This is a genomic window from Vibrio sp. 1288 (genome assembly GCF_033344475.1).
This window is the reverse complement of sequence record NZ_JAWPOX010000156.1, coordinates 1-1,037: the sequence shown is the minus strand read 5'-3', so window position 1 is coordinate 1,037 and position 1,037 is coordinate 1. Positions and strand designations below refer to the sequence as shown.

The window sequence follows — 1,037 nt, the reverse complement described above, 5'->3', positions numbered from 1 at the left end:
GCAGTGCGTGTCGCGAAAACCATGCAAACTCCAAAAGGAGATACCATTACGGTTTTCGACTTACGCTTCAATGCGCCTAACAAAGACATTCTTTCAGAGAAAGGCATTCATACACTAGAGCACTTGTACGCAGGTTTCATGCGCAATCACCTAAATGGTGACAGTGTGGAAATCATTGATATCTCACCGATGGGATGTCGCACTGGTTTTTACATGAGTCTCATTGGTACGCCTTCTGAACAGCAAGTCGCAGACGCATGGCTTGCTTCTATGGAAGATGTGCTAAAAGTGGAAAGCCAGAACAAAATCCCTGAGCTAAATGAGTACCAGTGTGGTACTGCAGCGATGCATTCTTTAGAAGAAGCACAGCAAATTGCCAAGAACATTCTAGCCGCAGGTGTGTCTGTTAATAAAAACGACGAGTTGGCTTTGCCAGAATCAATGCTAAAAGAGCTGCGCGTAGACTAAGTTCTTTTGGAACGGCAACACAAAACAAAAAGCCTGACATGAGTCAGGCTTTTTGTTTTGGTTATTTGGACGTTGATTTTTTCTTCTTCGGATAGACTCGAACTAACTTGATTCGGTTTTCTTCGATTTCAACAATTTCCATTGGGTGGCCCGCGACACGGACACTTAAATGACTCTCTGGAATATCTTCTAGGTGTTCCAAAATCAGACCATTCAAGGTTCTAGGGCCATCGGTAGGTAAATCCCATTTCAAACCTTTGTTGATATCGCGGATATTGGTGCTGCCTTCAATTAAGAAACTGCCATCGCCTTGTGGGCTGATTTCATCAGACAAACTAGGAGAAATAGACGTTGTGAACTCACCAATGATCTCTTCTAGGATGTCTTCAAGAGTGATTAGACCGATGATATCACCGTACTCGTCTACGATCAGACCGATGCGCTGCTTGTTGCGCTGGAACTTCAACATTTGTACGTTCAGTGGCGTACCTTCGGGAATGTAATACACTTCATCTGCCGCGCGCAGTAACGTCTCTTTATTAAACTCGTTCTTTTCTAGCATCAAACGG

General features: G+C 44.0%; 2 protein-coding genes. One reads left to right on the top strand and one right to left on the bottom strand.

Going from position 1 to position 1,037, the window contains the following annotated elements:
• On the top strand, positions 1–468 hold a 468-nt coding region (gene luxS, locus R8O11_RS25295; RefSeq protein WP_318194622.1), incomplete at its 5' end, for an S-ribosylhomocysteine lyase.
• Between the two features lie 61 nt (positions 469–529).
• On the opposite strand, the gene R8O11_RS25290 is transcribed toward luxS, so the two are convergent.
• A partial coding sequence (locus R8O11_RS25290) for a transporter associated domain-containing protein (RefSeq protein ID WP_318194621.1) occupies positions 530–1,037 on the bottom strand: 508 nt, incomplete at its 5' end.